General features: G+C 39.3%; 26 protein-coding genes. 24 read left to right on the forward strand and 2 right to left on the reverse strand.

Going from position 1 to position 25533, the window contains the following annotated elements; all coding sequences use genetic code 11:
- Nucleotides 1-28 precede the first annotated feature (28 nt).
- The 24 genes from pdxS to ACOZIR_RS21145 all read left to right on the forward strand — a co-directional run bounded on the left by pdxS (nt 29) and on the right by ACOZIR_RS21145 (nt 24380).
- On the forward strand, nt 29-913 hold the full coding sequence (gene pdxS, locus ACOZIR_RS21030) for a pyridoxal 5'-phosphate synthase lyase subunit PdxS (protein ID WP_169746694.1): 885 nt from the start codon (nt 29-31) through the stop codon (nt 911-913).
- Between the two features lie 37 nt (nt 914-950).
- Nucleotides 951-1199 carry a ferredoxin gene (locus tag ACOZIR_RS21035; protein ID WP_045294174.1) on the forward strand — a complete coding sequence of 83 codons (249 nt, stop codon included), beginning with the start codon at nt 951-953 and terminating at the stop codon, nt 1197-1199.
- A 214-nt stretch (nt 1200-1413) separates the two neighbouring features.
- The gene (locus tag ACOZIR_RS21040; protein ID WP_013057066.1) at nt 1414-1743 is read left to right on the forward strand and encodes a DUF3870 domain-containing protein; all 330 of its coding nucleotides are present in this window, start codon (nt 1414-1416) and stop codon (nt 1741-1743) included.
- Nucleotides 1744-1921: 178 nt separating this feature from the next.
- A complete protein-coding gene (locus tag ACOZIR_RS21045; RefSeq protein WP_045294172.1) occupies nt 1922-2578 on the forward strand; it encodes a CoA transferase subunit A in 657 nt (218 codons plus the stop codon).
- Nucleotide 2579: 1 nt separating this feature from the next.
- Complete coding sequence (locus ACOZIR_RS21050) at nt 2580-3242, forward strand: 3-oxoacid CoA-transferase subunit B (RefSeq protein WP_045294170.1); 663 nt, start codon at nt 2580-2582, stop codon at nt 3240-3242.
- Nucleotides 3242-4432 (forward strand): thiolase family protein, encoded by a 1191-nt coding sequence (locus ACOZIR_RS21055; protein ID WP_045294168.1) that lies wholly within the window; start codon nt 3242-3244, stop codon nt 4430-4432. The genes ACOZIR_RS21050 and ACOZIR_RS21055 overlap by 1 nt, the downstream gene beginning before the upstream one ends.
- Entirely contained in the window at nt 4420-5805 is a 1386-nt protein-coding gene (locus tag ACOZIR_RS21060; RefSeq protein WP_045294166.1) for an aspartate aminotransferase family protein, read from the forward strand. The genes ACOZIR_RS21055 and ACOZIR_RS21060 overlap by 13 nt, the downstream gene beginning before the upstream one ends.
- A complete protein-coding gene (locus ACOZIR_RS21065) occupies nt 5789-7084 on the forward strand; it encodes an aminotransferase class III-fold pyridoxal phosphate-dependent enzyme (protein ID WP_029714294.1) in 1296 nt (431 codons plus the stop codon). The genes ACOZIR_RS21060 and ACOZIR_RS21065 overlap by 17 nt, the downstream gene beginning before the upstream one ends.
- Before the next feature lie 28 nt (nt 7085-7112).
- Complete coding sequence (locus tag ACOZIR_RS21070; protein WP_045294163.1) at nt 7113-8570, forward strand: aldehyde dehydrogenase family protein; 1458 nt, start codon at nt 7113-7115, stop codon at nt 8568-8570.
- 29 nt (nt 8571-8599) lie between these two features.
- Entirely contained in the window at nt 8600-10120 is a 1521-nt protein-coding gene (locus ACOZIR_RS21075; protein WP_045294161.1) for a M81 family metallopeptidase, read from the forward strand.
- Entirely contained in the window at nt 10108-10587 is a 480-nt protein-coding gene (locus ACOZIR_RS21080) for a GNAT family N-acetyltransferase (protein WP_045294159.1), read from the forward strand. Before ACOZIR_RS21075 ends, ACOZIR_RS21080 begins: the two co-directional genes overlap by 13 nt.
- Nucleotides 10588-10629: 42 nt before the next feature.
- Nucleotides 10630-12039: a lysine 2,3-aminomutase gene (gene ablA / locus ACOZIR_RS21085; protein WP_421535802.1), complete on the forward strand. Its 1410-nt coding sequence runs from the start codon at nt 10630-10632 to the stop codon at nt 12037-12039.
- Nucleotides 12040-12041: 2 nt separating this feature from the next.
- Nucleotides 12042-12320, forward strand: coding sequence for a YokU family protein (locus ACOZIR_RS21090; protein ID WP_045294155.1), 279 nt, complete (start codon nt 12042-12044; stop codon nt 12318-12320).
- A 101-nt stretch (nt 12321-12421) separates the two neighbouring features.
- Nucleotides 12422-13903, forward strand: a complete 1482-nt coding sequence (locus ACOZIR_RS21095; RefSeq protein WP_045294153.1) for an amino acid permease — start codon at nt 12422-12424, stop codon at nt 13901-13903.
- Between the two features lie 240 nt (nt 13904-14143).
- Nucleotides 14144-14890: an MBL fold metallo-hydrolase gene (locus tag ACOZIR_RS21100; RefSeq protein ID WP_045294151.1), complete on the forward strand. Its 747-nt coding sequence runs from the start codon at nt 14144-14146 to the stop codon at nt 14888-14890.
- Nucleotides 14891-14920: 30 nt separating this feature from the next.
- Entirely contained in the window at nt 14921-15178 is a 258-nt protein-coding gene (locus ACOZIR_RS21105; RefSeq protein WP_045294150.1) for a hypothetical protein, read from the forward strand.
- Between the two features lie 39 nt (nt 15179-15217).
- Complete coding sequence (locus ACOZIR_RS21110) at nt 15218-15679, forward strand: GNAT family N-acetyltransferase (protein ID WP_045294148.1); 462 nt, start codon at nt 15218-15220, stop codon at nt 15677-15679.
- 190 nt (nt 15680-15869) lie between these two features.
- Entirely contained in the window at nt 15870-17042 is a 1173-nt protein-coding gene (locus ACOZIR_RS21115) for an iron-containing alcohol dehydrogenase (RefSeq protein WP_045294146.1), read from the forward strand.
- A gap of 182 nt (nt 17043-17224) precedes the next feature.
- The gene (locus ACOZIR_RS21120) at nt 17225-18430 is read left to right on the forward strand and encodes an MFS transporter (protein ID WP_045294144.1); all 1206 of its coding nucleotides are present in this window, start codon (nt 17225-17227) and stop codon (nt 18428-18430) included.
- Nucleotides 18431-18989: 559 nt separating this feature from the next.
- Complete coding sequence (locus ACOZIR_RS21125) at nt 18990-20252, forward strand: ATP-grasp domain-containing protein (RefSeq protein ID WP_045294142.1); 1263 nt, start codon at nt 18990-18992, stop codon at nt 20250-20252.
- A 16-nt stretch (nt 20253-20268) separates the two neighbouring features.
- Complete coding sequence (locus tag ACOZIR_RS21130) at nt 20269-20829, forward strand: hypothetical protein (RefSeq protein ID WP_045294141.1); 561 nt, start codon at nt 20269-20271, stop codon at nt 20827-20829.
- A 32-nt stretch (nt 20830-20861) separates the two neighbouring features.
- Complete coding sequence (locus ACOZIR_RS21135; RefSeq protein ID WP_045294139.1) at nt 20862-21800, forward strand: DMT family transporter; 939 nt, start codon at nt 20862-20864, stop codon at nt 21798-21800.
- 27 nt (nt 21801-21827) lie between these two features.
- Entirely contained in the window at nt 21828-23063 is a 1236-nt protein-coding gene (locus tag ACOZIR_RS21140; protein ID WP_045294137.1) for a DUF6421 family protein, read from the forward strand.
- A gap of 15 nt (nt 23064-23078) precedes the next feature.
- Nucleotides 23079-24380, forward strand: a complete 1302-nt coding sequence (locus ACOZIR_RS21145) for a valine--pyruvate transaminase (RefSeq protein ID WP_045294135.1) — start codon at nt 23079-23081, stop codon at nt 24378-24380.
- A gap of 165 nt (nt 24381-24545) precedes the next feature.
- On the opposite strand, the gene ACOZIR_RS21150 is transcribed toward ACOZIR_RS21145, so the two are convergent.
- Nucleotides 24546-24938 (reverse strand): (2Fe-2S) ferredoxin domain-containing protein, encoded by a 393-nt coding sequence (locus tag ACOZIR_RS21150; RefSeq protein ID WP_310878794.1) that lies wholly within the window; start codon nt 24936-24938, stop codon nt 24546-24548.
- A gap of 93 nt (nt 24939-25031) precedes the next feature.
- The gene (rpsN, locus tag ACOZIR_RS21155; protein WP_045294201.1) at nt 25032-25301 is read right to left on the reverse strand and encodes a 30S ribosomal protein S14; all 270 of its coding nucleotides are present in this window, start codon (nt 25299-25301) and stop codon (nt 25032-25034) included.
- Nucleotides 25302-25533 lie beyond the last annotated feature (232 nt).

Consider the following 25533-nt stretch of genomic DNA (forward strand, 5'->3'; position numbering starts at 1 on the left):
GTTTGAACATATAAAGGAGGAATTGAATATGGTGAGAAATGGAACGGACCGCGTGAAGCGGGGAATGGCGGAAATGCAAAAAGGCGGCGTTATCATGGACGTGATCAATGCAGAACAGGCAAAAATTGCAGAAGCAGCAGGCGCTGTTGCCGTTATGGCGTTAGAGCGTGTTCCAGCTGATATTCGTGCAGCAGGCGGCGTGTCTCGTATGGCAGACCCAACAATTGTTGAAGAAGTGATGGACGCTGTATCCATTCCAGTTATGGCAAAAGCTCGTATCGGCCATATTGTTGAAGCACGCGTGCTAGAAGCAATGGGTGTAGACTACATTGACGAAAGTGAAGTGCTGACTCCAGCTGATGAGGAATATCACCTTAACAAAAGTACATTTATGGTTCCATTTGTATGCGGATGCCGTGATTTAGGAGAAGCAGCAAGACGAATTGGTGAAGGTGCTTCCATGCTTCGTACAAAAGGCGAACCAGGAACAGGAAATATCGTGGAAGCCGTGCGTCATATGCGCCAAGTTAACGCTCAAGTACGTAAAGTGGTAGGCATGGATGAAGACGAGTTAATGACAGAAGCCAAACTATTAGGTGCCCCTTATGAGCTATTACTGCAAATTAAACGTGAAGGGCGCTTACCGGTTGTAAACTTTGCAGCAGGCGGCGTAGCAACACCAGCGGACGCAGCGTTAATGATGCAGCTCGGAGCAGACGGTGTGTTCGTTGGTTCAGGAATCTTCAAATCAGATAACCCTGAAAAATTTGCGCGTGCAATCGTCGAAGCAACAACACATTATCAAGACTATGAACTGATTGCAAGCTTGTCAAAAGGATTAGGAAGTGCAATGAAAGGAATTGAAATTTCATCATTATTACCAGAAAATCGCATGCAAGAGCGCGGCTGGTAATGAGTAATAACTTTTAAATTTAGTCAGGAGAATGATAATGGGGAAATATACGATAGTCGATAAAGAAACGTGTATTGCGTGCGGTGCATGCGGAGCTGCGGCACCTGATATTTATGATTATGATGATGAAGGAATTGCGTTTGTTATACTTGACGATAATCAAGGCACGGTTGAAGTGCCCCAAGAGTTAGAAGACGATTTAATAGATGCGTTTGAAGGCTGTCCAACAGAGTCCATCCGTATAGCAGATGAAAAGTTTAACGGAGACTCGAATAAATTTCAATGAAGAAGAATAAATAAAAAAATAGAAAGTTTTTTTAAAAGAAAAGAAGGATTTTGTCTAGAAAAGGCGAAATGTTAGTTGTGTAAGAACATATCTTTTTAAAAATGAAAGCACTTACATAACTAAAAGCATATGAGATGATCTCATTTGATCTTTCAGAATTATTACTGTAAAAGTGCGAAGTAATCAAATAGTTTTTAAAAGGAGATTAAGGGGCATGCAAATACTGAATACAGTCATTGTGACAGGATATGCAAAAGCTCCACAGGGAACTTCCATGTATGAAATGTATAAGCATGCGGGAATTGTACTAGAAGTGGATCTGACAGAGCATAAAATTGTAAATGCTGAGTTTACGTTTATTACGGAGCTGACGCAAAATTTTTTCCGGAAGCTGCTTATTGGTTACTGCCTTGCAGATGGAATTGAACCTCTTATTGAACGTATTCAAAATTATTATTTTGCTCCATCTCAACAGGCGATTATCGTAGCGCTTCAGGCTGCAATCCAACGTTACTGGGATAATGTAAATCAAAAAATTACATAGCGTTTGGTTAGAATAAAGTGAGAAGACAACCTCTTTTCATGGTCTTATTAAAACCAAGCAGACACACACGCTTTGCAAAGAGTGGGGACATCCCTGTTTCTTTGGGGAGTCATTGTGTCCTGCTTGGTTTTTTTCGTGTAAAGCGCTGTGAAATATAAAAAGAAAAGGAGGAAATAAAATGAACAAAATCATCACGCGCGAAGAAGCAGTGGGAAAAATAACAGATGGCGCACGCATTATGGTAGGTGGATTTGGTCTTGTTGGAAGCCCGCTTAGTCTGATTGAAGCGATTGCCAAATCAAACCTTAAAGATTTAGAGATTATTAGTAATAACCTCGGTGAACCTGGAAAAGGATTAGGTGTATTGGTTCAAAAAAAACAAGTAAAAAAAGCCATAGGGTCTTATTTTACTTCTAATCCTGAAGTTGTACACGCTTATCAAAAACGAGAACTTCAAGTGGAGCTCATCCCGCAAGGAACAATGTCCGAGGCTATTAGAGCAGGAGGAGCAGGCATAGGCGGGTTTTACACGCCTGTGAGCGTAGGGACTCAGCTCGCTGAAGGAAAAGAAGAACGAGTGTTAAAAGGAAAAAAATATGTTTTGCAAGAATCGCTGCACGCAGATGTAGCTCTTATAAAAGCTAAAAAAGCAGATCGACTCGGAAATCTTATTTACAGCAAATCAGCAAGAAACTTTAATCCAATGATGGCAACGGCCGCTGATATCGTGATTGCGGAAGTAGAAGAAGTGGTTGAAGTTGGACAAATTTCTCCTGAAGAAATTGTAACTCCTCATTTATACGTTACTTATATCGTAGTGAAAGGAGAAAAATAAGATGAACGTCAAAGAATATATTGCTGCGCGTGCTGCAAAAGAGCTTTGTCACGGAGATGTAGTGAACTTAGGAATAGGGATTCCTACTCTGGTTGCTAATTATATTGCACCCGATGTTCACGTGTTTTTACATTCAGAAAACGGGATTCTCGGCGTTGGCCCTACTCCTGAAGAAGATTATATAGATCCAGAACTTGTGAATGCTGGAAAGCTGCCCGTCACGGTTTTGGAAGGTTCCTCGTTTTTTAACAGCGCCGATTCTTTTGCCATGATACGCGGAGGCCATGTGAATGTATCGATTCTTGGAGTGCTTCAAGTAGATGAAGCAGGCCGAATTGCGAACTGGGCTGTTCCTGGTAAAAGTGTTCTTGGTGTAGGGGGAGCCATGGATTTATTAGAAGGCTCAAAAAAAGTGATTGTTACGACTCTTCATACGAATAGTCAAGGAGAGTCAAAGCTAGTTGGGAAGTTAACCTACCCGCTTACTTCAGAGCGACGAGTCGATATGATTATTACGGAATTAGCCGTCTTTTCGGTAACGGATTTTGGTCTTGAACTTCTTGAAACAGCTCCAGGTGTTTCTTTAGAGGAAGTAAAACAAAAAACACAGGCTTCTTTTCACATTTCTAAATTGTTTAGTAAAGACAATGAGGTGACGGCATAATGGCAGTGATTGTAAATGCATTTCGAACTCCTATTGGAAAGTTTGGCGGTTCGCTTGCAGATACGCTTCCGGAAGAACTAGTCTCTCTTGTGATGAAAAACAATTTGTCTTCAGCCGGATACACGTCAGAGGTTGTTGATGAAATTATCGTCGGACAAACGAAACAAAGCGCTCATGCTCCTAATATAGCAAGAGTAGCTGGGCTGAAAGCTCAATTCTCTGAACGTATTCCAGCTTATACGGTGCATCGCCAGTGCGGCTCAGGCATGCAGGCTGTAATGAATGGAGCCATGTCCATTTTATCGGGTCAAGCCGAAGCGGTATTAGCCGGAGGAGTGGAAAGCATGTCTCAAGCACCGCACTATACGGTAGGCACTCGTTTCGGTTTTCACGTTGGTGATTTAACACTCTATGACTCTAATACAGAAAGTCAGCCAAAATCACAGCCTGAAACGTTATACGGAACTTTTACGATGGGACAGACAGCCGAGTGGCTCGCTGAAAAGTATAGTATTAGCCGCGCGGAACAAGATGAGTTTGCTTTTTATAGTCAGGAAAAAGCTAGGCGGGCTATAGAACTTGGTTTGTTTGAAGAAGAAATTATCCCTGTGCCTGTAAAAGAAGGAAAAAAAGGAATGGGGCACTTTGCAACAGATGAATTTCCTCGTCTTACTAGCAAAGAAAAGCTTGGTGCGCTTAATGCAGTTTTTCAAAGGAATGGAACGGTGACGGCTGGAAATTCATCCGGCAGAAACGATGGGGCTTCGATGCTGCTGCTGATGTCGGAAGAAAAAGCTGAGCACCTCGGATTAACACCTATGGCAAAGATTGTGTCGTTTGCCGCAGCTGGCGTCTCACCAAAGGAAATGGGGATTGGCCCCGTTTCGGCTACACAAATTGCTTTAAATAAAGCCGGTTTAAGCTTAGATGATATGGACTTAATTGAATTAAACGAAGCTTTTGCCGCCCAAAGTATTGCTTGCTTAAGAGAATGGAACATCACATCAGAGAAAGTGAATGTAAACGGAGGAGCAATTGCGCTTGGACATCCTTTAGGCTGCTCCGGGGCAAGAATCATCACAACTCTGTGTCATGAGCTCCAAAAGCAAAAAAGACGATACGGCCTCGCAACTATTTGCGTTGCAGGAGGCTTAGGAATGGCGATGGTGGTGGAAAGATGGACAAAATAAAAAGAGATTATGTGTTTCATAGAGATTTAACAAAAAAGTATCCAATGATCACGTACGGTGAAGGAAGCTACTTAATAGATGAGCAAGGAAAAAAGTATTTAGACGGCTGCTCCGGGGCCGTGGCGGCAAATTTAGGGCACGGCATTGGACAAATAGCCGAGGCGATGGCTGAGCAGGCAAAAAACGCGGCGTTTGTTCATACATTGCGTTTTGAAACGGATGTTTTGCATAAACTTGCAGGTGTCATTGGTAAAATGGCGCCCCCTCATTTAAACAAAGTCTATTTTACATCAGGAGGATCAGAAGCAAATGAAAGTGCATTAAAATTAGCAAGGCAATATCACAGAGATGCCGGAAAGACGCAAAAACACATCGTAATCGGAAGGTGGCAGTCTTATCACGGAAATACGATAGGCGCACTATCAGCTGGAGGAGACGTAAAAAGACGATATCCGTATACACCTAATCTTTTACATTTTGCGCACGTTTATTCTCCTTATTGTCATCGCTGTCCGTATAATCGCAATCAAGAAGACTGCGTGGCAAATCAAAACTGGAGCTGCGTCACCGATATTGAACGAACCATTTTAGAGCTCGGTCCAGAAAATATTTCAGCTTTTATCGCAGAACCCATTGTAGGAAGTCAGCAAGGAGCTGTTGTACCTCCGCTTGACTATTTCAAAAAAGTACGTGAGCTCTGCAGCCGCTATGACATTCTTTTAATTATTGATGAAGTTATGACAGGCTTTGGGAGAACAGGAACTGATTTTGCAGTGGAACAATTCGCAATCGAACCGGATATTCTAACTTTTGGTAAAGGAGTTTCAGCAGGGTACGCTCCTTTAGGAGGAATGATTGTCCATGACCGTCTGATTCAAGGGCTGTTAGAAAATAGCAGCGGGAAATTCCTCCACGGCTATACGTACAGTGGACATCCTGTTTCGATAGCGGCAGGACTTGCTGCTTTGGATATATATGAAGAAATGAATATTCTTCAAAACGTAGAAACTCAAGGCGCGTATTTAATGGAATGTTTAGTAGCTCTGCAACGCAAGCATCCTTATATTTCAGATATTCGAGGCCGCGGGCTTTTAATCGGATTAGAACTAATGAAAGATGCTAGTCAACAAGTATTTTTCAATCCAAGTGAAGCAGCCAGCGAAAAGCTCAATGAAATTTGTATGGAGCTTGGAGGTGTGTTTTATCCAGGATCTGGATCTATAGATGGACATAAAGGAGAACATATGATTATCAGTCCTCCTTTAAATATAACGAAAGCAGAAGTTGATGAAATAGTGAGATTGCTAGATCATGCATTTTCTATTTTTCATCAGCACATAAGAAAGGATGAGTCATATGAAAGTGCAAAATAAAACAGAAGAGCTTCAAATCAAAGGAAAAAAACATTTATCACCGGTGATGACAAGAGTAACAGAGCTTGTTATTGAAAAAGCTCACGGTGCTAAATTCTGGACAGCTGATGGAACGGAATATATTGATTTTGTATCAGGAGTAGCCGTTAATGCAGTGGGCCATACACATGAAAAGATGGTAGAAGCGATTAAAAAACAAGCAGATCAGCTGCTTCACCTCGGCTTAAATTACGGATACTACGAAACAGCTGTGAATTTGGCAGAAAAACTTGCGCAAATTACGCCAGGAAACTTAGATACGGTTTTCTTTTCAAACTCAGGCGCAGAAGCCATTGATGGAGCACTTAAGTTAGCAAAAGCGGCCACTGGCAGACCAGCGATTATTGCTTTCGAAGGTTCTTTTCATGGCCGTACATTAGGAGCTACAGCTATTACGGCTTCAAGCTCCAAGTACCGAAGCTACTACGAGCCGATTTTAGGAGAAGTGTATCACGCGCCTTATCCGTATCCAAGTCAGCTTCCTAATATTGACGAGGAAGAAGCGGAAGCATATTGCTTAAATCAACTGCAAAAGCTGTTTGAACTGCGAGTGGATCCTTCACGCGTAGCGGCGATTGTAATTGAGCCAGTCATGGGCGAAGGAGGCTATTACCCTGCTCCTTCTAGCTTTTTACGCGCACTGAGAGACATAGCGAATGATTATGGCATTCTGCTTATCTTTGATGAAGTGCAAACAGGATTTGGGCGCACTGGAAAAATGTTTGCCGCGGAACATGCTGGAGTCACACCAGATATTTTAGTTTTAGCAAAAGCTCTTTCCGGTGGTATGCCACTAGGAGCAATTGTAGCAAGCCGAGAACTGCATGAGAAATGGCCAACAGCTGGACATGGTTCTACTTTTGGTGGAAATCCAGTATCGTGCGCAGCTGCTTTAGCTAATATTTCAATCATCGAAGAAGAAAAGCTTGTAGAGCGCAGTGAAAAAGTAGGTGCCGATATTGTTAAACGTCTTCAGCATTCTATCGGACATTTACCGGCTATTAAAGAGGTTAGAGGAATTGGTATGATGATTGGCATTGAATTTCATGTTGAAACAGCGGCTGCTTATGTCCCTGTTATTAAATCAAAAGCGCTGGAAAGAAGACTGCTTATCATGAACTGTGGAGTCAAAGGGCAAACCATTCGCTTAATGCTGCCCCTAAATATTGATAAAGACGTGCTGGATCAAGGGCTGTCTTTATTAGAAGAAGTCATCACAGAAGCAGTTTCAATCAACTAGCTTTTTAAATGAAAAGGAGGATAACAATATGAGTCAAACTAAAACCGAACTGCTGCAAGGAAATTTATACATTAACGGCGAGTGGGTAAGTGAAGAGAAGCAAACCTATTTTGAAAGTATAAACCCTGCAACACAAGAGCTCGTCGGAACGTGCGCAGCCGCTACGGCTAGTCAAGTCGATGCTGCGGTAAACGCGGCTAGTACAGCTTACAGCCACTGGAAAAATACATCTATTCCTGAACGTGCAGCATTTTTAACAAAAGCAGCTTCGCTTTTTGAAGACAGAAAAGAAGAGCTAGCTCAAGTGATGACAAAAGAAATGGGAAAACCACTGACAGAATCCATAGGAGAAGTTGGTGTCGTCATTGCAACAGCTCAGTATATGGCGGGAGAAGGAAGACGTTTGTTTGGCGAAATAGTGCCCGCTGGCTTTCCTGACCGAGATATAAAAATGGTTCGCGAACCGCTTGGAGTTGTGGCATGTATTACACCTTGGAACTTTCCTGTTTCTCTCGCTTCTTATAAAATGTTTGCTGCTTTAATCGCTGGCAATACGGTTGTTTGGAAGCCGGCTTCAGAAGTGGCGCTCTCAGCGAAGATTTTTATGGAAGTATTGCACGCTGCGGGGCTTCCAAAAGGAACAATTAACTTGCTTACAGGATCGGGCAGAATCGTTGGACAAAGACTTGCTATACACTCTGAAGTGAAAATCATCTCATTTACAGGTTCTACGGAAGTTGGTCAGCAATTAGCAGAAATGAGCAGCAAAACCTTAAAGCGTATTTCTTTAGAGCTAGGAGGAAAAAACGCGGTTATCGTATTAAAAGATGCCGATCTGGATAAAGCAGCAGAAGGAATTGTTAAATCAGCATTTACGACAACGGGGCAGCGCTGTACCGCAGCTAGCAGAGTCATCGTGGATCGTTCAGTAAAAGAAGAGCTGTTGAAAAAAGTAATAGCTCTTACAGAAGAAATGAAGATTGGAAATGGTCTTGAACAAGGAGTTGTGATAGGACCGCTTGTCAATGAACAGCAGTGTCGTTTAGTAGAAGGTTACGTACAAAAAGCGGTAGAAGAAGGCGGGAATATTGCGCTTGGAGGTCGTGCTTTATCAGAATTAGGGGCTTGTTATTACATGCCTACCATCATCGATAACGTCCATTCGAATCACACAATTGCTCAAGAAGAGATTTTTGGCCCCGTGCTTGCTTTTATTGAAGTAAATGGCTATGAAGAAGCAATGAGCGTCAATAATGGAACGATGTACGGACTTTCCACTTCTATTTATACAAGCAGCTTACATTATGCCAGCCGAGCGGCGAAAGACGCTGTTAGCGGATTAGTCTATATCAATAACGGAACATCTAATGCTGAAATGGGAGTAGCATTCGGAGGAATGAAAATGTCTGGCAACGGCCACAGAGAAGTTTCTCATCATGCATTTGATGTAATGACAGAATGGAAGTCTGTCTACACCAACTATTAATCTCGCACCTTAGCGAAAAGGAGGAGCACATGTCTTCATATCGCATTGGCATTGCCTTTTTTTATCATGAATCTCACAGCTTTAGTCCATTAAAAACAGAAATAGAACAGTTTGTACAAGAAGGGTATTTTGTTGGAACGGAAATATATAAAGCATACTCAGGAACCAAAACAGAAGTAGGGGGATTTTTGGATGTATTAAAGCAAGAAGAACAAGTAGAAATCGTTCCCCTTGTTTGTGCAGCTGCAGTTCCGTCTGGGGTTGTATCTTCGGCGGCTTATTACACAATTGAAAAGCAAATGCTGCATGCGCTTACTCACGCCGGCCCGCTAGATGGCTTGCTAATCGCTTTGCACGGCGCAATGGTAGTAGAGCATCATTTCGATCCTGAAGCTCATTTGTTAGGTCAAATAAGAAGTTGTATAGGAAATAACGTTCCTATTGCTACTACGCTCGATATGCATGCAAATGTCAGTGAAGATATGCTTACGTACACGCCGCTTCACTTTGGTTTTAAAACATATCCTCATGTTGATATGTACGAACAAGGAGTCAACGCTGCGCGAGCGCTTTTAACCCAAATAAAAGAAAGCGCTATCTATTATGCATCTTTAAAAAAATTGCCTATGCTGTTGCCCTCAATTAATATGCGAACAGCAAAAGGCCCTATGAAAAAAATGATTGACCTTGCTAAGCAAGTTGAGCAAGAAGAAGACGTATATAGTGTTTCCGTTTTTGGAGGCTTTCCATATTCCGATATTCCAATCGCCGGAGCAAGCGTGCTCGTAGTTGCTTTGAATCCTGAAAAAGCAGAAAAAACAGCAAATACACTAGCTTCTCAGTTTTGGAGTATAAAAGAAGAATTTATAGTCGATTTGCCTACCGTTAAAGAAGGTCTGCAAACAGCGTTAAAACTATCCAACACAAAGCCGATAGTGCTCGCTGATATAGCAGATAATCCTTTAAGCTGCGGAAGCGGCGATACAACAGAGCTTTTGGAATACATGATGAAGCTAAATATGACGGGAACTTTGTTTGGAGGTCTTTATGACCCTGACTCTATCAAACACTGCGTGCAGGCGGGAATAGGAAATTACGTCTCTCTTTCTTTAGGAGGAAAAGTTTCTCCTGAGTTCGGAAAGCCCGTTGAAGTTGAGGCCAAGGTCGTTGCTTTGTCGGAAGGTGAGTTTTACAATTCAGGACCGTTTAATCAGCATTTAAAAGTAAATGTAAAAGGTGCAGCTCACATTCAAGTAGGAGAATTGGACATTTTGCTGATTGGAAGGCCGGTATCAGCAAATGATCCTGAACTTTTTCGCCATATTGGCATTGAGCCAGCGACGAAAAAAATCATTGGTTTAAAAGCTAAAAATCATTTCAGAGCCGCTTTTGAACCGCTTGTAGGATCTATCATCTATGTTGATGGTCCAGGCGTAGCGTCAAATCGCTTAACGACCTTTAATTATCAGCACCTTCCAAGTCCAATATGGCCGCTGCAAGATGCAAAATATGAAAGTGAAAAAAGGAGGAAAGAAAAATGGATGCATTAAAAGAGCAGTATTATATCGAAATCCCACAGTCGTTAAGTCCCGCGCAGCAAAAAATGATGATTGAACTTGAAAAAGATGCGTTTCCGGGCATGGGAGCCGTTGATGAACAGACGCTTGTGCCTTTAGCGCGCTACGGCAAGCTCATTCAATATTTCCAGGAAAATGACGCAAGGCCAATTGCCATTTGCGAGCTGCTTCGAGATTACAAAGATGTCACAAAAGCTTATATCTTTGGGTTCTACGTCCGCTCTGATAAACAAGGAAGCGGAATTGGACAGCTGTTCTTAGAAGAAATATTTTCGATTCTACAAAAAGATAGTTTTGAAAGCGTTTGTTTGACTGTGAATGTAAAAAATGAAGGCGCTGTTAAGCTGTATAAAAAAATGGGCTTTACGATTAAAGAAACGCGAGCAGGAGAGTTTGGCGAAGGAGAAGACCGCTATTACATGGTGCGGTCAATTTCTTAGTAGAACATCTATTCAAAAAATGAACTTTGGAGGGAATATAAAATGAAAAATACATTATATAAAGCAAGCAGACACTGGAAAGAAATCGAGCTTTGGAAAGATGTAACGGACGAGCAGTGGAACGACTGGGTATGGCAGCTGACAAACACGATTAAAACATTGGAAGATTTAAAGAAAATCATAAATTTAACACCTCAAGAAGAAGAAGGTGTTAAAATTGCAACCAAAACGATTCCGTTAAACATTACTCCTTATTACGCATGGTTAATGGATGTGAACGATCCGAAATGTCCAATCAGAATGCAGTCCGTTCCTATTTCAGAAGAACTGCATAAAACAAGATATGATTTAGAAGATCCGCTTCACGAAGATGAAGATTCACCGGTTCCTGGCTTAACGCACCGTTATCCCGACCGCGTGCTGTTTTTAGTTACAAATCAATGCTCTATGTACTGCCGCTACTGTACAAGAAGACGTTTTTCAGGACAAATCGGCATGGGCGTTCCAAAAAAACAGCTGGATACAGCTATTAATTACATTGCAGCCAACCCTCAAATTCGTGATGTATTAATTTCCGGAGGAGACGGCCTATTAATCAATGACAATATTTTAGAATATATTTTGAAAAATTTGCGCGATATTCCGCACGTAGAAATTATTCGTATCGGTACAAGAGCGCCGGTGGTGTTCCCTCAGCGCATTACAGAAAATCTGTGCAACATCTTAAAGAAATATCATCCGGTTTGGCTAAATACGCACTTTAACACATCAATTGAAATTACAGAAGAATCCAAACGTGCTTGTGAAATGCTTTCGAACGCAGGAGTTCCAGTTGGAAACCAAGCGGTTATTTTAGCTGGAATTAACGACAGCGTGCCAATCATGAAGAAGCTTATGCATGATTTAGTAAAGATCCGCGTGCGTCCTTATTATATTTATCAATGTGATTTATCAGAAGGAATCGGCCATTTCCGTGCGCCAATCAGCAAAGGGCTAGAAATTATGGAAGGACTTCGCGGTCATACGTCCGGCTATGCAGTTCCTACGTTTATCGTGGATGCTCCTGGAGGAGGCGGTAAAATTCCGCTGCAGCCAAACTACATTATTTCTCAAAGCTCAAATAAAGTGGTGCTTCGAAACTTTGAAGGTGTTATTACGTCTTATCCGGAGCCGCAAAATTATCAAAGTGGCAGCGCAGAAGAATTTTATAAAAAAGTATATCCTGAAGTGTTTGAAAAATTTGAAAGCAACGGTGTTCTTTCAATTATTGATGATACAAAGTTCAACTTAACGCCGGAAGGTCTAAACCGTCTTGACCGCCGAAAAACGTATGACCAAAATCCAGAGCATAGCTCTTTGAAAGACAAGCGTGAAAAGCGCGATCAATTAAAAGAGAAAAAATTTGAAACACAAATGAAAAAATACGAAACGGCGGGAGCGAAGGAGGAATAATATTGAAGTGCCAATGGTGCGAATCATATGAAGCGAAAGAGACGGATGCAACGGTTTATTGGGAGCTTCCTGACGGTACAAAAGCCATAGAAATTAAAGAGACGCCTTCCATTACATGTTCAGAATGCGGGATTACGTATCAAACAGATGAAACGGTTGGGCACATTGAAGATCAACTGTTTTTAATCAACACCTCTGCCTTAGAAAAAAGTGTAACGTACGAACAGCTTATGGGCTTGCCTCGTCTATTAAAACGAAACTATTTTGATTTTTCAAAGTAAGCAATGAAGGATCCATCTCCTGCTTTTTATAGGAGATGGATATTCTTATACGCTTTACGTTAAACATGTTCGCATAGTTCATTTATAAAGGTGGGATAAGTATGGAAGCGGTCGATATAAATCGTAATGAAGAAGAAAAAAAGCAGGACGATAAGCATGTAAAACGCCATTTAAAAGCGCGTCATATGACCATGATTGCCATTGGAGGTTCAATAGGAACTGGTTTATTTCTAGCCACGGGATCTTCCATCCAAACTGCTGGACCGGGAGGAGCGCTGATTGCTTACGGGGCCATTGGAATTATGGTTTATTTTCTCATGACTAGTCTTGGAGAAATGGCCACGTTTATGCCGGTATCAGGTTCTTTTTCAACGTACGCCAGTCACTATGTAGACCCAGCTCTAGGCTTTGCGCTCGGTTGGAACTACTGGTTTAACTGGGCTGTTACACTTGCCGTAGAAATAGCTGCTTCTGCTATTATTATGAAATTTTGGTTCCCTGATGTGCCGAGTATTATCTGGAGCGCTTTGTTTTTAGGCTTAATTTTTTTACTTAATTTCCTATCTGTAAAAAGCTATGGAGAATCTGAATATTGGTTTGCTCTCGTAAAAGTAGTAACCATTATTGTATTTATCGGTGTGGGTCTTCTGACGATCTTTGGTATTTTCGGCGGTGAATATATCGGCTTTAAAAACTTTACATTAGAAGAAGCGCCGGTTAACGGCGGATTTATGTCCGTACTAAGCATTTTCTTTATCGCAGGATTTTCTTTTCAAGGCACAGAGCTAGTCGGTATTGCTGCAGGGGAAAGTGAAAACCCTCAAAAAAACATACCAAAAGCCATTCGCCAAGTCTTTTGGCGCATTCTTCTATTTTATATTGCAGCCATTGCTGTGATTGGACTTATCATTCCTTACACAAGTCCATTTCTTTTAGGAGGAGACGTGGATAACATTGCTGTTAGTCCATTTACGCTTGTTTTTGAAAAAGCAGGAATCGCTGCAGCTGCTTCAGTGATGAATGCTGTTATTCTTACCTCGGTTTTATCAGCCGGAACTTCTGGCTTATATGCTTCTACGCGAATGTTATGGTCAATGGCCAATGAAGGACAAGCGCCTAAAGCGCTTCGAAAAATTAATCGTCGAGGAATTCCAGTAAACGCGCTTGTTTTAACTACGATCATTGGCGGTCTTGCCTTTTTAACATCAATTTTTGGCGATCAAATGTATATGTGGCTTTTAAACGCTTCAGGAATGAGCGGATTTATTGCGTGGATTGGTATTGCCGTCAGCCACTATCGTTTCCGAAAAGCATATGTTGCTTCAGGAAGAGAGATAGATGAACTGGCGTATAAAGCAAAATGGTTTCCTTTAGGCCCTGTTCTTGCATTTGGAATGTGCCTCATCGTTATTTTAGGACAGAATTATCAAGCGGTACTTTCTGACAAAATTGATTGGTACGGCTTGACAGTCTCATATATCGGTCTGCCTCTCTTTTTAGCGACGTGGTGGGGGTATAAAATAGCAAAGAAAACTAAGGTTGTACCTTTGCATGAGTGTATCCAAAGAGAAGATAAGAAATAAAAAAGCTATAGCGGCTAGCGATAAGTAAAAAAGGTGAACCTTGTTGTCCAAGGTTCACCTTTTCATTTATAAAAATCTATCATCGTAAGCTTTATTTTATAGATATCATAGCATGAAATGTGATTTTTTTCCAGTCTGGTTTTTATTTTGTTTATTGATAAAATTCAAGAATAGCACTGTAAGCTACGCAATTACAGAAGGTTAAAGTTTTTGTAATTTTAATAAGAAAAGGGGTTTGTGATGAGAATTTCAGAAGGTGTTGAAATGCTACAGTTGACTGCCAGAGCTTTTGACCAAGATATAATATTAAATCCTACGCTAGTTTGGAATAACGATGAAGCTATTCTAATTGACACAGGAATGCCTGGACAAATCGATCAACTTAAAAAAGTGTTAAACGAATTAAATATGTCTATCGAAGACCTAAAAGCAATTTTTTTAACACATCAAGACCTAGATCATATAGGGAGTGCTGCTGATATACGAAAAAAATCAAATGAAAATATCATCGTATATGCTCATGAATTTGATAAGCCGTATATTGAAGGGAAACTTCCGCTTATCAAAACGAATGCGAGTCAAATGAGTAACGAAGAACTAGCAGCTATACCTGATGACATAAAATATTTGTATAAAAACCTTCCAAAAGTTGACGTGGATAGAGTATTAAAAGGAAGTCAACTGCTTCCATACTGCGGAGGTATTGAAGTTATTTTCACTCCCGGACATACGCTTGGGCACGTTAGTTTTTATTTAAAAAAATCAAAAACGCTGGTTGCCGGAGATGCTTTAGTATTAGCGAATGGACAACTAATGGGGCCTGTTAAACAAACGACCTTAAATATGGACGAAGCAGTTCAATCACTCGAAAACTTCTTACACTACGACATTGAGCATGTTATTTGTTATCACGGAGGCTATTTTCAAGGCTGTCCGAAAGAAGCGATTTTAAGGATAAAAGAACACGTTGCAGAGAGACAAAGTTAAGATTAATAGAAACCAAAGGGGATGGATAAAATGTTTACACCAACTATTAGCGTTCAAAAAATAAATGATAGCCTCATTATAAAATGGCAGCTTGCACACTTTACGATTCCGTTAGAAGACATTCTTGAAGTAACGGAAGATGACACGTACGGAGGCAAAGAAGCAAACGCCATTCGAATCGGCCCTCCGTACGGAACGACTGACCGCATCTTTATAAAAACGAACAGTAAAAACTATTTGTTATTCACCTCAAACGCACCCGCTATATTAAACGAAATACATTCATAACGACCATTACTAAATACGAGATATATAGGAGAGAAAAAATTGAAGATTAGCCGTACTTTCGATGCTGATACAATTGCCAAGCTTAATCAGTCTGTTCATCAACTGCATGTAGAATTATACCCCGAGCGCTTTCAAACATATGATTTTCAGAAGATACATGAATTTTTTAAGAAAGTGATGGAAAACGATAGGTTTATCTTTCTTTTAGCAGAAGATGAAGGACAGCATGTAGGATTCGCTTGGGTTGAAATAAAGCAGTATTCAGAAACAGTGTTTAAAAAGACTTACAAGTCAATTTACGTTCATCAACTAAATATCGCAGAACTCCACAAAAACAAAGGGTTTGGTTCAAGTTTGATGAAAGAAATTTATAGCATTGCTCGTGCAAAAGACATAAATACAATTGAGTTAGACTATTGGAGTGACAATACAATTGCAGAGAGTTTTTATGAAAAAGAAGGCTTTGTTACGTATCGAAAAATGGTTTACAAAGAACTTTAAAGAGAGCATAGAGGTGCTCTCTTTTCTATGTCTCAGAACTTATTTTCTATATTTTAATCAGTCAATAAAATAAAGTGCGCGATTTGAGTACTTAACTCTTGAAAAAATTTTATTTTACGATTATACTTACATTCTTGTTCGCGAAATGCGACAACTTAATTTACATTCAACTAGGAGGTATACAGATAGTATGGAAAATTTCATTTATCATAATCCCACAAAATTAATCTTCGGAAAAGATCAGCTTCAAGCGTTATCAGAAGAACTCCCGAAATACGGAAAAAATATTTTGCTTGTTTACGGCGGCGGAAGCATTAAGAAAAACGGTTTATACGATCAAGTTCTTACGCTGTTAAACGAGTTAAACGTAAATATACATGAGTTAGCGGGAGTAGAGCCTAATCCTCGACTCTCTACAGTGCGAAAAGGAATTGAAATTTGCCGAAATGAAAACATTGACTTCATGTTAGCAGTTGGCGGAGGAAGCGTTATTGATTGCACAAAAGCAATCGCTGCCGGAGCTGAGTATGAAGGTGACGTCTGGGATATTATTAACAAAAAAGTAACGGCTACAAAAGCACTGCCGTTTGGAACGGTATTAACATTGGCAGCAACAGGTTCTGAAATGAATCCGGATTCGGTTATTACGAATTGGGAAACAAATGAAAAATACGTTTGGGGCAGCTCTGTTACACACCCTGTATTTTCTATACTAGATCCTGTGAACACGATGTCTGTTCCTAGAGATCAAACTATCTACGGCATGGTAGACATGATGAGCCACGTGTTTGAACAATATTTCCATAACGTAAAAAACACGCCTTTACAAGATCGCATGTGCTATTCCGTATTACAAACAGTAATTGAAACAGCACCGAAGTTACTAGAAGATCTGCAAAGCTACGAACACCGCGAAACAATTTTATATTCCGGAACAATCGCATTAAACGGAACACTTCAAATGGGCTACTTTGGCGATTGGGCTTCACATACAATTGAACACGCAGTATCAGCGGTATACGATATCCCTCATGCGGGAGGTTTAGCAATCCTATTCCCAAATTGGATGCGACACGTTGTAGATCAAGACGTAACGCGTATGAAGCGTGTCATGACAAGCATGTTCAATATTGAAACTGCAGGCAAAAGCGACAAAGAAATTGCGTTAGAAGGAATTGATAAGCTAAGCGCTTTTTGGTCAAGTCTTGGTGCACCTTCTCGCTTAGCTGATTACGATATCGGAGAAGAGCGACTAGACGAAATTGCTGGAATTGCTGCTCGTGAAATGGAGCACGGAGGTTTCGGTAACTTTAAAAAACTAAATAAAGATGATATCTTAGCTATTTTAAAAGCGTCACTATAAAGTGAAAAACAAAAAAGAAGGAGACATACGTCTTCTTCTTTTTTGTTTTATCTTATAAATGACTAGAAATTAAGTAGAGTAGAAAGAAAAGTGTTTTTCTCAAATTTCAGTTAACAACCAAAGAAAAATCTTTATAATTAAGTACAGAAAGAAAGCTTTAGAGAATGTAAGGGAGTGGGAAGATGAAAAAGTTTGCGTTAGCTTCATATGCGCTTTATTTGTTGGGCGGATTAGTCATTACAGCCGTAGGGTCCGTCTTACCGCAATTGTTAACACATTATCATGTGTCATATACAGTTGGCGGACAGCTTGTATTATTAGGTTCTTTAGGATTTTTGATAGGAGTTCCCCTATCTTCTTTTTTATTAGGACGTTTCAGAGAAATGAATTTACTTACAATTGCCGCACTAATAATAGCGCTATCACAAATAGGTATGCTTTTATTGCCTCCATTTGAGTGGATTATTGCATTCAATTTTTTAAACGGTATTGGCGTAGCCGCATTGGAAGTAGTTGTAGCTACTTTAATGATGGAAGTATTTATCGGTAGAAGAGCTATTGTTATGAGCTATTTAGAAGTATCATTTGGTCTAGGTGCGCTGTTGATGCCGTTAGTAGCTAGCTTATTGATTTCGCAGAACAGCTGGAGGTTTTCATTTTTTATAACGAGTGTACTAGCTTTACTAATGGTTGTAGTGTGTAAAATGATTCCTTTTAAAAAAGAGACTGTTTCAACTTCAGAAAGCGATGCTTCAGACGCCAGCTCAGAACCTGCGCCTGTGCTTGCTAAAAATCAAAGATGGAAAATACTTGCTCTTTTTAGTGTGATGATTTTTATGTACGCCGGAGTAGAAAGCAGCATGAATAATTTTCTTTCGTCCATTTTTATCGCGTATCTAGACGTAATTCCGTCACAGGCTACTTTGAGCATAAGCGTTTTTTGGGTGGCTATGCTAATAGGACGAGTGGCTACTGGATGGATTATTCGAATCGTTACATACGAACGTTATCTTTTTGGCAGCATTGGAGGAACAATTGTGAGTTTAGTGCTGTTTATCGTATTAAAAGAAGCTGTCGCAGGCTATATTTTATTAGGTTTTTTAGGGCTTGCAATGTCAGGTATCTATTCGATAACGATGGTATATGCTAACCATACGTTTACCGGATCTGCTCGTATTGTCACCAGTTTAATTACTGGTTTTTCAGGGCTTGGAGGCGCTATTTTCCCTGCACTTATTGGCTTTACCATGGACGCAAGCGGAATTGCCTCAGCACTTTGGTACATAACAGCTTTTGCATGTTTATATCTACTGGCGCTTTGCATTATTTTTTCAGTGCAGCGTAATGCAAAACAAAAATCTAACGACTCTGTACAGGCTATGAAATAAATGTTACGTCGAAAAGAGACTGGAGCAAAAATAGTTTAGTTGAAGGAAGACCTGAACGATGAATTGAGATTCTTGATGGAGAATCAAATGCGTCCAGGTTTTTTTTTAGCAGGGTGAAGGTAGATTTCATGCATGTAGGTGCTTCTAGCGGTTGATTGGAGGGCAAGGCGAAAAAGCGCAAGCGACGAGGAGGCTCATCGTCCGCCCGCGGAAAGCGAAGTATTGCACGGAAATCAACCGTGGTATCAAGTGATCCATATTAGATTATTCATCCAATTTGTTCATCTAATGCTTTATTTATGTCTCAATCTCTTTTTTATAAAAATTCTCATTAAATTTTTTCTAACAATATCTTTATAATCAAATAGCAAAATTCCTGCTTTTAATTTCGCTTTAGTATTAACCCTATAAACCATTCTTTTCTTTACTTTTTACTAATATATCAAATATTCTATATATTCCTAATATTATATAAAATTAAATTGACAAATATATGAAGCGGTCATTAGAATTTAGTCATTGAATAGTGAAGAGCTGTTTAAAAGTAGGGGGGAAGTAAATGCCGTTACAAAATAAGCATCTAGCAGTTGTGTTACAAAATACATATTTACCGTTTATTTTTGAAGAAGCAGAAGCTCTCGGAATTAAAGTGACGTTTTTTTATAACCAAGAAGAAGTAGAACCTAAGCATCTTAAAAACGTGCAACATTTCATACCCATTGATTTATTTCACACCCCAGACAAAGCTCTTGAGATGATTAAAGCAGAGCATCACAAAAATCCTTTTGACGGCATTATGACATTATATGAGCCTGCATTAGAGTTTGTATCTCAGTTGACAGAAGAGTTAAACTTACCGGGCTTATCACCGTTTGTGATTAGTAACTGTCGCAACAAGCAGAAGATGAGAGAGGTTTTAAAAGATAATGATCTTAACACTCCGTATTTTAAAGAGGTTGAAAATACGGAGGAATTAACGAATCTTTCAATGCCTTATCCTGTCGTAGTAAAACCTTCTAACGGATTTTCCAGTCAAGGTGTATCACGAGCGAATAATAAAAAGGAACTGATTGACAGCATAGAAAAAGTAAGACTCGTAAATGAAGAAGACCTAAGTAAATTCACAAAAAATAAAACGAGCATGGTAATTGAACAATTTATAGACGGCCCAGAGTTTGCTATTGAGACGTTTTCTGTAGAAGGAGAAGTTTATGTACTTTCTATAGGTTATAAAGGAAATTCCAAAGGACCTTTCTTTGAAGAAGGTGTTTATATAGCTCCAGCTCAGCTAGAAGAAAACGTTTGGCAATCTATTGCACGAGAAGCAGCTAGAGCAGCAAATGCTTTAGGGATTGAGGATGGACCGGCTCATATTGAATTACGCCTGGATCCAGCGGGAAAACCTTATGTAATTGAAATAGGAGCGCGCATTGGAGGATCTGGGATTTCTCACTATATCGTAAAGGAAAGTACAGGTATTAACTATATGGAGCTAGTTTTTTACTATGTATTAGGATTAAAACCGCCTGCATTAAAAAATGAAAGAAAACGAAAGAAAGTGGTGGGCAACTACATTATCCCTGTGCAAGGCCATGGGATTTTCAAAGAAATTCGAGGCTTAGAAGACGTGCGTAGAGATACTGAAGTAAAAAGAGTTATTCAATTTATAACTAAAGATACAGACATTTTACCATATCCGCACTTTTCAGGCTACCCTGGATTTATTTTAACCACGCATGATTCGTATTCCGACTGTGAGCAGTATTACAGCTATTTAGACAACAAAGTAAAAATCGTTTATAAAAATAAAGTAAACGTATAGGGAGGTATCAAAGGCTATGATAGTTGCAGAGTCGTCTAGTAAGAAAAATAAGCAGCTTCAAAAAATTAGCATTATCCATACCTTAGGTCCTGAAGGAACAAATTGTGAAAAAGCAGGCTATCTTTGGTTTGAACGTCAAGGCATACAAGGTCAGGTCTTTTTGCACCAAACTTTGGAAGAAGCTTTAGTTCATGTAAAAGAAACGGAGAGTTCTGCTCTTTTAGGCTGCGCGGTATATCCTTACTTACATGATATTGTGTTTAAAAATTTAACTAGTTTAGAGCTAGTAGATAGCTTCATTATGCCAACGTATAACATGGTGCTTGCCTCAAAAGAAGAGGTGGTAGCGAACAACAGTTTATTAATCGCTTCACATCCTGCCCCTGTAGATTTAGCTCATTCCATCAGTACCAATGTTCAGTTAGTAAATAGTAATGCTCAAGCGGCGATTGATTGCTTAGAAAGGAAAGTAGACGCTTGTATCACAACAAGTAAAGCTGCTAACGAGCAGGGGTTAACAGTTGTAAAAGATTTTGGAGAAGTGCCGATGTGTTTTACGCTCCACGGAAGAAAATAGGTTCAACTTTAAAAAAGAAATAAGGTGAAACAGTGATTTCTAAATTAAACCGTATTCATGTACATCTTTTGTTTTGTCTATTAGCCGTCATTGGGGGAACGACATGGGCTTTTCAAAAGACTGGATTAAAAGATAGCTTGCCTCTATGGTCAGCAGGTATGAGGTTTTTAATTGCTAGTTTAATAATCGCCCTTTACCTCTTATTCACAAAAAAAATAGCGGTTTCAAAAGAAGTAATAATCATTTCGGCATTAAACGGAATTTTGTATTTTGCACTACCGTTTGGTTCTGTTTATTGGGCATCTGTCTATTTACCAAGCGGGCTTGTCTCCGTTTTAGCTGCCAGCATTTCAGTGTTTGCCCTTTTATTTAATCGCTTGTTTAAAGGAACACCAGCTACAAAAGGACAAAAGATAGGTGTAGTCATGTGCTTAATTGGTATGAGTGTTGTATTTGGAAATCAGCTGCTTATACAGGGAAATGGTATTCAAATAGTAGCAATGATCGTCATTTTAACTGCTATGCTAGGTTCTGCTTTTATAACTGTTCAAGTACAATCTCGGATAAAATCCTTGCCTATTATGACCTTTAATTCTTTTTCGATGCTAAGTGGAGGCGCTTGTTTACTGATTGTTAGTTTGTTTGTAGAGAATGGAAACCGCACTTTCTCTGGGGTTAGTCTTATCTCGTTATTATATTTGGCTATTATAGGGTCGGTCTTGGGGTTTTCTATTAATATTTATTTATTAAAAAAATGGCATATATCAAAAGCAACGGCGCATTTATTTATTTCACCGGTTATTGCCTTATATGTAGGATTTGTCTTTTTAGGTGAAACATTAAACAAACAGGTCTATATAGGTACAGCGTTTGTCATAGCGGGGGTTATATTTATTAACTTGAAAAAGCAAATAGAGAAAAACACACATAACTCTACTCTTACATCATCTGAAAATATTTCTGCTAAATAGCTGTTCTAAAAAAGGAGGGTTTTAATCATGTTAACAAAAAATCATACTCAAAGTTTAGTCGAGTTATTAAACGATAAAATAGTACCTGCTCTATATGAGATAAGAAAATATCAGGGCCCAAATGGAGAGGTCAAACGAAATTATGAAAAAGCTAGAGAACTCTTATTAAAAGTAGTTGCTGAAGCCGAAACAGTATATAACTCTTTAAATTTACCTGCAGTGTGGAATGCGTTAAAAAATGACGTATATGATTGGATTGAAAGAGGACTCGATCAGGTTCCTTATTTTGATCAAACATTAATTGCTTATAGCCCACCTGCAAACGGGGAAGCGACGTTCTTTTTAGGACCGACTGTAACGCCAAATGGCCCTACAAAAAGAGGGTTTTATTTAGAAGCCTTTATCGCCGTTCGCGATGAGCCTGAAATTATGAAATCCATTGAAGCGGACCTTCCTCATCCTAAAAATGGATGTCAATCGTTAAAGCTGTTGGCTGGTACTCAAGGATTTATGGAAGGGAAGTGTATTGTATTTTTCCCTGAGAATGTAAAAACAAAAGAAAAGATAACAAGTCAAAACTTCGCAATATTTTTCTTCAATAAATTTCACAGCATATACAATGATGATACATTAAAAAGAGCGTATTCTATCTTTCCTGATTTTAACTTTAAATCTCGCGCTATGAATAGAGAAGATACTTATCAGGCAAGGGTAATCTGGGGATATCTACACGACTATTATCATCACTGCGGAAATAAACCTTTTGATCAACATATACAGGCGAAAATGAATTTTTTTGCAGGCATACTGGAAGAAGTTAAAGTAGACTGCCAGACGGTGCTGACTCTTCATAAAAGAAAATATTCTTTTTGGGAAGAGATAACGGAATTTGTTCTCTTTGAACGCCTGTTAAGATACCCTAGTCAGCACAATGCACCTCGAAACTTTGATTCTGGAACGGGATTTTTTCTTTTTAGCTGGCTCGTTGCAAATGGTCGTTCAATTTCCCGAAAAGGAGAACATGCTTGTTTAGATTTAGATATGTGTTTGAAAGAACTAGACCTTTTAGTAAAAGAAATTGAAGAACTTGAAACGATTCAAAGTGACTCTGGCTATAAAGAAAAAGCTGAACGCTATGTTCGAAAATACTTACTGCCTAGTGAGAACGGTGATAAATTTGTTATCCCGGACAATTACTTTATTAATCAGCAAAATAAAAAGATTGAAGTTCCATACTTACTATTCAATGACCATAATCTTTAAGGAGAAGGTGCACTAGTGACTGCTTTGCATTTAAGTAAAATAGGAAACAAAATGACTAATAAAGTAGGCGTTCGCGCGATTATGCATGACATCCAAGAAGTGCTCAATTCTGATCTCAATCAATATGTGAATTTAAGCGCTGGCAACCCTGCCATACTCCCTCAAGTTTATGAAATGTGGGAAGAAGCTTTAAAAGATATTGTGAACGATAAACAACTAAAGAATTTGATTAGCCAATATGGTTCTAGTTACGGTACGCATGAATTAATTGATTGCATAAGAGAATACTTCTTGACGAAGTATCGTATTAAACTGGACAGAGAACAAGTCTTGATCACGTCGGGAAGTCAAAATCTCTTTTTTTTAGCTTTAAATTCGTTTTGCGGTACAAGTAAAGAAGGAAGAGTTAAAAAAGCTTTAATACCTATGCTGCCAGATTACGCTGGGTACAGCGGAGTGGCACTAGAGGAAGGTGTAATAGAAGGAATTCCTCCGATCGTCTCAAAGCTTGATCATCATACGTTTCGTTATGAATTTAACAAACAGGCATTCAAAGATAAAATAGCCCATGACCCAGATATCGGAGCTATCGTATTATCAAGACCTAATAATCCAAGCGGCAATATTCTTTCAAAAGAAGCCGTACACTTTATATCCAAAGTATGCAAGGACTATCACATTCCATTGCTAATTGATTCAGCGTACGCACCTCCTTTTCCGGCTATGAACTTTGTTGAAATGAATCCAATTATACATGACAACATCATTCACTGCATGAGTCTTTCTAAAGCCGGCTTGCCTGGGGAGAGAATAGGAATTGCTATAGGAAAAAGTGATTTTATAAAAGTAATGGAAGCTTTTCAATCAAATATTTTGATTCACTCTTCTAGGCTAGGTCAACGAATGGTGGTTAACACCTTGAAGAGCGGAAAGTTAGCTGGAATTTCAGCTAACTATATAAGAACTCATTATAAACAAAAACATGACTATTTAAAAAACCTTTTAACTACATGTATGCCGGATGATATTCCTTGGTATCTGCACAAAGCGGAAGGTTCGTTATTTGGTTGGCTTTGGTTGGAAGCTTTGCCTTTCAGTGACAACGATCTATACAATAAATTAAAAGCAGAAAACTTGATTGTAGTACCAGGCGGATCATTCTTTCACGGCAGCCAATCTTCTCCTCACAACCGGGAGTGCATTCGTATAAGTCTTACCGCTACAGATGAGGAGTTAAAGAAAGGAATCCACATTCTTTCATCAGTAGTTAAGAAAATATACAGTTCAAATTCCATATTTGAAACAGAGAAAATATAATTTCTTAGATATTTAAAGATGACAAGAGCCGCCCTGTTCACCAGAAGCGGCTTTTCGTGTTTAGATTAAGTAACAGGTGAATCAGAGAGAACAAACAGACATTTTTAATGATGTTTCTCTGTTCGTTGTTTAATCTTACGAGGGCTATGTTCTCGCTGTTGTAAATTAAAGTTTTTTAGATACTTTGATGACGGTTTCTTTTTCTTTTGAGATACCTTTCACAGTACCTTCTGTTCGCTGAAAACCGTCTTCGCAAAAAGTATGGCTTATTTTTCCCAAAAAAGGCTGATCCTTCTTTAATGAGTTAATAAGCTCTCGTGCATCCTGAGGTTTCACATCTTTATACCAAATACCGTCTGGATAGGAAATGACGACGCATTTATCGTGGCATCTGCCATTACACCGAGTGCGAGTAGTGTGTATGTATGGATCTAATTCTTGATTGGCTATCTCACTTCGAATCGCTTGGGTAACTTCTTCGGCTCCAACCCGATTGCAGCTGCTTCCATTGCAAATGAGAACGTGATGTTTCGTTGTATCTAAGTTCCATGTAGCCATATTAATTCCTCCTAATAAAAGTAATGATTACGATTTACAGGGCGTGTTCATTCTTTTTTCAGCCAAAAAGGCTGCCTTTACTTAATTAGAAATTTACCAGCTTGATTTTTTCACTCCAGGAAGCTGTCCCTTGTGAGCTAACTCTCTAAAAGCAATTCGAGAAAGTTTAAACTTACGCAAATATCCGCGAGGCCTTCCCGTTACCTCACAGCGGTTATGCAGGCGAGTAGGCGAAGAATCTCTCGGGAGTTTTTGTAGTTCATCATAATTTCCTTGTTCCTTTAATTGTTTTCTTAACTCAGCGTATTTTTTGACAACTGCTTGTCGTTTCTTTTCTTTTGCTATTTTTGATTTTTTAGCCAAATCATCCATCCTTTCTTAAAACACTCTCCTAAATCGTAGTCATTACTATTTGTATTTTTACATCATAAACCACTAATGAAGTAAATGCAACTAATACTTATAATCCAGACCGTCGTTTTATACTGTTAAAAACAGCTGAAGAAGAACAGCAACATCCAGTTTCTTTTGGAATTGGATAATTTTTTGCAATGAAAGACCCCTATATTTTTGCTAGCATATGAACCACGTAAAG

This window comes from Priestia sp. D3YE.R1 (genome assembly GCF_049199565.1).
Classification (GTDB): Bacteria; Bacillota; Bacilli; order Bacillales; family Bacillaceae_H; genus Priestia; species Priestia aryabhattai.